Source organism: Anaerococcus provencensis, from assembly GCF_000312365.2.
GTDB lineage: Bacteria > Bacillota > Clostridia > Tissierellales > Peptoniphilaceae > Anaerococcus > Anaerococcus provencensis.
In genome coordinates this window covers 630,099-636,318 of record NZ_HG003686.1, presented here as the reverse complement: position 1 = coordinate 636,318, position 6,220 = coordinate 630,099, and the positions used below count along the sequence as shown (strand labels likewise).

Below are 6,220 nucleotides of genomic sequence, written 5' to 3'. Positions count from 1 at the left end.
TTATTCCTTTTCTTTGTACATAGTTCTCGTAGTATTTGTACCTATTGTCTTTTTTAGTTTCCCATATATTCTTGTCTTCTAAATTTAGGGGCAAATACTATATGATATTTACATCTCCATTTTGTATGTGATAAACTATTGTTGTCCAATTTATTCTCCTTGTTTTTATTGTGCATGTGGTTATCACAATTATATTACAAGTGAGAATTTTTTGGTCTTGAAGCTAAAGCTTAATCCCTCCACCTGCATAGCAGGTGGTTTTTTGTTTCGCTCACATTCGTTCGCTCAACTCACTTAAGTGAACAAGAAAAAAGCCTTAAAGTTTTTAACTTTAGGGCTTTTACATATTCAATAGTTTTATATTTTCATTTACAAAATCATCATCAAAGATATTTAAATAGGTTTCCATATACTCGTCTATACCGGCATCTTTAGTGGTTGCCATAAGTTCCATCTCTATTCCAAAATAGTCGACTTCAGCATCAAGGATTTTGAAGCCATTTCTGATATAAAAGGCCTTTCTCCTATTTCTTAAACTATAGTCATCTACATCCTTAAATTTGGTAGACTCGATTTCAATCATCAAATCATCATATTTTTCCTTTAGTAACTTTAAAGACTTGCTTCCATAGCCCATACCTCTTAATCTCGGGTCAATGGCAAAGTATGAAAGCAAATGTATATTTGCATTTAGGTATATTACTGCAAAACCAATATTTTTATCATTATGATTAATAAGGTCTATTTCTATCAAACTTTTATTATATAGGTCATAGAGATCAGAAGTATCTATGCGTTCATCTTCTGGGAAAGCAGAAAAATATAAATTTTCAAAAAATTCTTTATTCTTTTCACTGGGTGTATTTATTAAGTCCATAGACTCCACCTATTAAAATTTATAAGATTTTATAAAGTCTTTATCTTCTTCAGTCAATGCATATTTGTTCTGGTCGGTGATTACCTCAGGACCATCTTCATGAATTATTAGTTGGTGTTCAAATTGGCAAACATTTGATCCATCACGAGTCTTGGCAACCCATCCATTGTCTTCTAGTTCCATTGGCCAATTGCCACTAGCTATCATAGGTTCTATAGTAAAAACCATGCCAGCTTGTATACGTGGACCCCTGTGAGCCTTGCCATAATGAGGCACTTGTGGATCTTCGTGCATTTCTTTGCCTATACCGTGGCCTATAAAATCACGTATAACTGAAAAATCATTTTCTACTTCGCAGTATTCTTGTATAGCATGGCCAATATCACCTATCCTATTGCCAACAACTGCTGCCTTTACACCACGATTTAAGGCTTCTAGTGTCACATCCATTAGTTTTTGATCTCTATCAGCCAATTCACCAACTTTGTAAGACCAACAAGAATCAGCTAGTCCCCCATCAAGGTCAACTACATTGTCAATCGAAACTATATCCCCTTCTTTTAAGACATAATCGCTTGGAAAACCGTGGCATATCTCATCATTTACTGATATGCAAAGTGTATATGGAAAACCACTATAACCAAGTTGAGCTGGTATTGCTTTTTTGTGGTCAACTATAAATTTGTTGGCAAAGTCATCTAAGGACTTTGTAGTCATTCCTGGTTTTATAACTTCCCTAAGTGCTATATGAGTTTGGCATAATACTTCTGCTGCCTTTCTCATCTTTTCAAAATCTTTTTCTGTATATAATCTTATCATTCTAACCTCTCAATAAAAAAAGGCGCCTAAGCGCCATATTTTACATTTTTGTCATTCCGATATATGTGTATTTATCATTTCCTATTTTCGGATCAACTTCAAATCCTAATGGCATAGCATAAGCTTTGCTTAATTCATCTATATAATACATCATTATACCAGCATCTATCAAATTTTCATATCCCTTGTAATCTTCTATATATAGACGCATTTCATCATCAACTATTAAGAATCTCCAAGGTTGACGGTTATTGGTTGAAGGAGCAAATTTAGCATAATCGAATATATGACCTAAACCTCTATATTTAAGGTCTTCATCTGTAGCAGGTGTATCAAAATCACCTAAAAATACCAAATCTTCTGTAGCTCCCCTGTCAAAATAACTATGTTCATGAGCCTCATCATCTAAAGGATATCCAACTGCAAGCAATATATTTATATCTCCTTCTGAATAGCTAAATGCAGTTTGTTTTACAAGCTCATCCACTTCACTTACAGTAATCCAACAAGTTCCTAAACCTAGCTTAGAAAGTTTTGTAATAATTGATTCTGCACCATAAGCACCTTTAACAATAGTAGCTGGATCGTTGTTACGTGCATCAATAGCAATATAGGCAGGAGCCTTTATCATAACTCCTCTATATCCAGCTACACCGTCAAGCGCTTTGTACACAGATTCACCATCTGTGTTTAATAGGAAAGCTAAGTTTTCTTTGCCTAGTTCTTCTGCTTCTTCATTTACAATCTCATAGATTTTCTTGCTTGTTTCTTCGTCTAATTTTTCATTCTTATAATTTCTAGTAGATATTCTATATTTCAAAAAATTTTTGGTTTCCATAGTTACCCCCGTGTATGTATTCTATAAACATCATACCATATTTTTATAAATTTTTATATGGTATTATAGATATATGAAACTAACAGAGAAACAAATACTAGCAAAAAATCATAAAAATGGCCCATGTATGGTCCTCGCAGTACCTGGAGCAGGAAAGACAACCATGCTATTAGAGCGAATTGATGAGCTTTCAAAGGAAATTAATCCTGAAAAAATCCTATCTCTAACTTTTTCGAGGACTCAGGCAATGGATATGAAAAAAAGATTTGAAAGAAAAGAAGCCATAGACTACAAAACGAATTTTATGACAATCCACGCTTTTTGCTACCTAGTGATTAGAAATTATTACAAAAGGCAAAATCGCAAGCTTAAAATTTTGGAAAGTGATGATACATACAACAAGTACAATCTCATACAAAAAATATATTTTGACATAAATAATCGCACTATGAGCAATGAAGACCTAAAAAACTTTTTTTCCTACGTGGGTTACATGAGAAATTCCCTATCAGATATTTCTTATCTTAAAAAATCTGATATCAAAAATATAGAAAAGATTTATAGGATATATGAAAACTTCAAAAAAGAAAATTTTTATATTGACTTTGACGATATGCAGACTTTAGCTTACAAGCTCCTATCCGAAGATCCACGCTTATTAAGATATGTTAAGAACAAATACAAGTACATACAACTAGACGAGGGTCAAGATACTTCTCTCTTGCAATTTAAAATCCTTGAAAAAATAGTCTACCCAGAAAATAATCTCATGGTAGTAGCTGATGATGACCAGTCCATATACGGTTTTAGGGCTGCCAATCCAGACTATCTTTTAAATTTCACCAATGTCTTTAAAGATGCAAAGATTATCACAATGAATGAAAATCACAGATCATCTACCCAAATAGTAAATGTGAGCGATAGCTTTATAAAACTTAATAAAAATAGATACGAAAAAGAAATATTTACCAATAATCCTCCTAGAAATAAGGTAAATCTAGTCTATAGAAAAGATTCATATGATGCCTACAAATACATATTAAATCACATAGAAGATGGTAAAACAAATGCGATTTTATATAGGAACAACATCTCTTCCCTAAATTTAGTTAGTTTTCTCATGGAAGATAAGATTAAATTTGCTATAAATAGTGGATCTTATGATTTTTTTGACTCTATAGTCATCAAAGATATGGAAAAAATAATTTATTTTTCTGAAAATCCAGACGATGTAGAAGTTTTTTCTGATATTTATTACAAGATAAAAACTTACTTAAGTAAAGAAGAGGTCGCACAACTAGAATATAAACCAATTAACTCCAGCATATTTGACTATCTATATGAAATTGTCGATGATGAGAAAGCCTACAATCTCATGGATAAGGAAAAACAAATAAAGCACATAAGAAAGCTTACTATCGATCGCAAGATCTCCTATATTTATACCTATATGGGTTACAAAGACTATATCAAAATGTTCTCATCAAAGTACAACGAAGTAATTTTCAACAAGGACTTATACCTTGAAAGTATTATCAATTTTACTAAGGGGCTAAAAACTATTGATGAATTTTATGAAAGAATTGAGACCTACAAGAATTATGTCAACAGAAATAAAAATTCTAATCTAATCCTTTCAACCATCCACAAGTCCAAGGGACTGGAGTACGACAATGTTTTTGTAGTAGACCTAGTAAAAAATGAATTCCCTATGATAGTTGACCAAGATGATAAGGAAAACGAACTAGAAGAAGAACGCAGAGTTTTTTATGTAGCTATGACCAGGGCCAGGGAAAATCTCCACCTAATAAGTCTCAAAAAACGCTTTGGAATCAAGGTCGAGCCTTCTCCTTTTTACCTAGATATTAAAAATCAATAATTTGGGTAAATATATAGAGACGATATGTAAGATACAAAGGAGATATAAATGAAAAAAATAGCAGTGCTAATTGAAAATAATTTTGAAGAAAGTGAATTACTTTATCCTTACCATAGATTTAGAGAAGATTTTGAAGTGGACCTAGTAGGTACAGAAAAAGATACGGAATATGTCGGCAAATCTGGTGGACTTAAAGTAAAATCTGACCTAGCTAGTAAAGATGTAAAAGCAAGCGACTACGACGGTGTATATATTCCAGGTGGATATTCTCCAGATGCTATGAGAAAATGTGAAGATACTGTTAAATTTGTAAAAGAAATGCATGAATCTGGTAAAGTTGTAGGAGCTGTATGCCACGGCCCATGGGTATTGGTAGAAGCAGACATCCTAGAAGGTGTAAAGGCAACATCAGTAAAAACTATCAGCACTGATGTGAAAAATGCTGGTGCAAACTGGGTTGATGAAGAAACAGTAGTAGATCAAAAAATAATAACAGCAAGAACACCAAAAGACTTGCCAGTTCAAATCAAAACATTTGTAGAAGAACTTTCCAAGTAAAACTAAGACCTGCTCAAATGCAGGTCTCTTTTTGTCTTAATTGAACCTAAAATAACTTAAAAAATAAGCTACATATACTCCTTTTTTAATTAAGATTTTAAACTAAACTATTAATAAAACAGTGTTATAATATAAGTATGAAGAGAAATTATTTTATAGACAAATTTCGTGGATTTACCATAATTTCTATGGTATTATTCCACCTTATGTATAACATCAACTACTACTGGCAAGTTTCTTGGTATGACGGGACACTTTTAAATAAGATTTGGCAGCTATCAATAGCCACATCTTTTTTTACTATTTCTGGCCTTACATCCAATTTTTTAAATCCAAGTAAAAATATCAAAAGAGGTATTATCACATCACTCATTGGATTTGCCATAAGTCTTGTAACCTACCTATTTGCTCCCGAGCAGTCAATAATCTGGGGAGTTTTAAATGGACTTGGGGCTGCCATGATAATAACAGGACTTATGCAAAAATATTTAAAGATAAATGATAAGTTATTTTTTGTATTTTTCTTATTATTTATCATAACTTACAATGTACCAAGAGGATCCTTGTATGGTATTTTCAAAAATTTATATGACAAGAACTTATTTATCCTAGGTTTTCCAGGAGAATCTTTTACTTCTAGTGATTATTTTCCTATAATCCCTTGGCTTTTTATATTTATAGGAGGATATTTACTGGGTAAATTTATTAGAATCAAAGATAGATCTTCAAAAACTAATGACTCATTCTTAGCAAAAATCGGCCGTCATTCTATGGAAATTTACCTAGCCCATCAGATAATTTTGTATCCTCTTGTAACACTTATCTATAATTTGACACAAAAATAAGGGGCTGTTGCAAAAGTCCTAACATAGAAAAAAGACGAGGAAACTAAACATCCTCGTCTTTTTCTGATACAATGTATTTATGAAAACCGTTACAAATACATCATCACTAACTAATTTTACACTAGTTAATGATACAATTCAATTAAAATTAAACTTTAATACAGAAATATACATTCAAAATGATGTTAAGCTAAGGCTTGTAAAAAATATAATTGAAAGTATAGACCTAGCAGAATTAAAAAAAGTCTACTCATCATTTGGAAGAAAACCTACTGTAAATCCAGTAACTATGCTGGAAATAATAATATTCTGCTATTCAGAAGGAATATTCTCATCAAGGGAAATAGAAAAATCATGCAAATATGATCTAAGAATAAAATATTTACTAGATGGACAAAACCCAC

General features: G+C 31.9%; 7 protein-coding genes and 1 pseudogene. 4 read left to right on the top strand and 4 right to left on the bottom strand.

What is annotated here, in order from left to right:
• The 4 genes and pseudogenes from BN38_RS10915 to BN38_RS05740 all read right to left on the bottom strand — a co-directional run.
• Positions 1-176, bottom strand: a pseudogene (locus tag BN38_RS10915) (transposase); the annotation flags it as partial.
• Positions 177-340: 164 nt separating this feature from the next.
• On the bottom strand, positions 341-877 hold the full coding sequence (locus BN38_RS05750) for a GNAT family N-acetyltransferase (RefSeq protein WP_044566013.1): 537 nt from the start codon (positions 875-877) through the stop codon (positions 341-343).
• 12 nt (positions 878-889) lie between these two features.
• Positions 890-1,696, bottom strand: a complete 807-nt coding sequence (map, locus tag BN38_RS05745) for a type I methionyl aminopeptidase (protein ID WP_044566012.1) — start codon at positions 1,694-1,696, stop codon at positions 890-892.
• Positions 1,697-1,736: 40 nt separating this feature from the next.
• Positions 1,737-2,534, bottom strand: a complete 798-nt coding sequence (locus tag BN38_RS05740) for a nitroreductase family protein (protein ID WP_044566011.1) — start codon at positions 2,532-2,534, stop codon at positions 1,737-1,739.
• 73 nt (positions 2,535-2,607) lie between these two features.
• Between BN38_RS05740 and BN38_RS05735 the strand changes: the two genes are divergently transcribed.
• The 4 genes from BN38_RS05735 to BN38_RS05720 form a co-directional block, all read left to right on the top strand.
• The gene (locus tag BN38_RS05735) at positions 2,608-4,413 is read left to right on the top strand and encodes an ATP-dependent helicase (RefSeq protein WP_044566010.1); all 1,806 of its coding nucleotides are present in this window, start codon (positions 2,608-2,610) and stop codon (positions 4,411-4,413) included.
• Positions 4,414-4,461: 48 nt separating this feature from the next.
• Complete coding sequence (locus tag BN38_RS05730) at positions 4,462-4,971, top strand: type 1 glutamine amidotransferase domain-containing protein (RefSeq protein WP_044566009.1); 510 nt, start codon at positions 4,462-4,464, stop codon at positions 4,969-4,971.
• Positions 4,972-5,108: 137 nt separating this feature from the next.
• Entirely contained in the window at positions 5,109-5,816 is a 708-nt protein-coding gene (locus tag BN38_RS05725) for a heparan-alpha-glucosaminide N-acetyltransferase domain-containing protein (protein WP_044566008.1), read from the top strand.
• A gap of 79 nt (positions 5,817-5,895) precedes the next feature.
• On the top strand, positions 5,896-6,220 hold a 325-nt coding region (locus BN38_RS05720), incomplete at its 3' end, for a transposase (protein ID WP_195890885.1).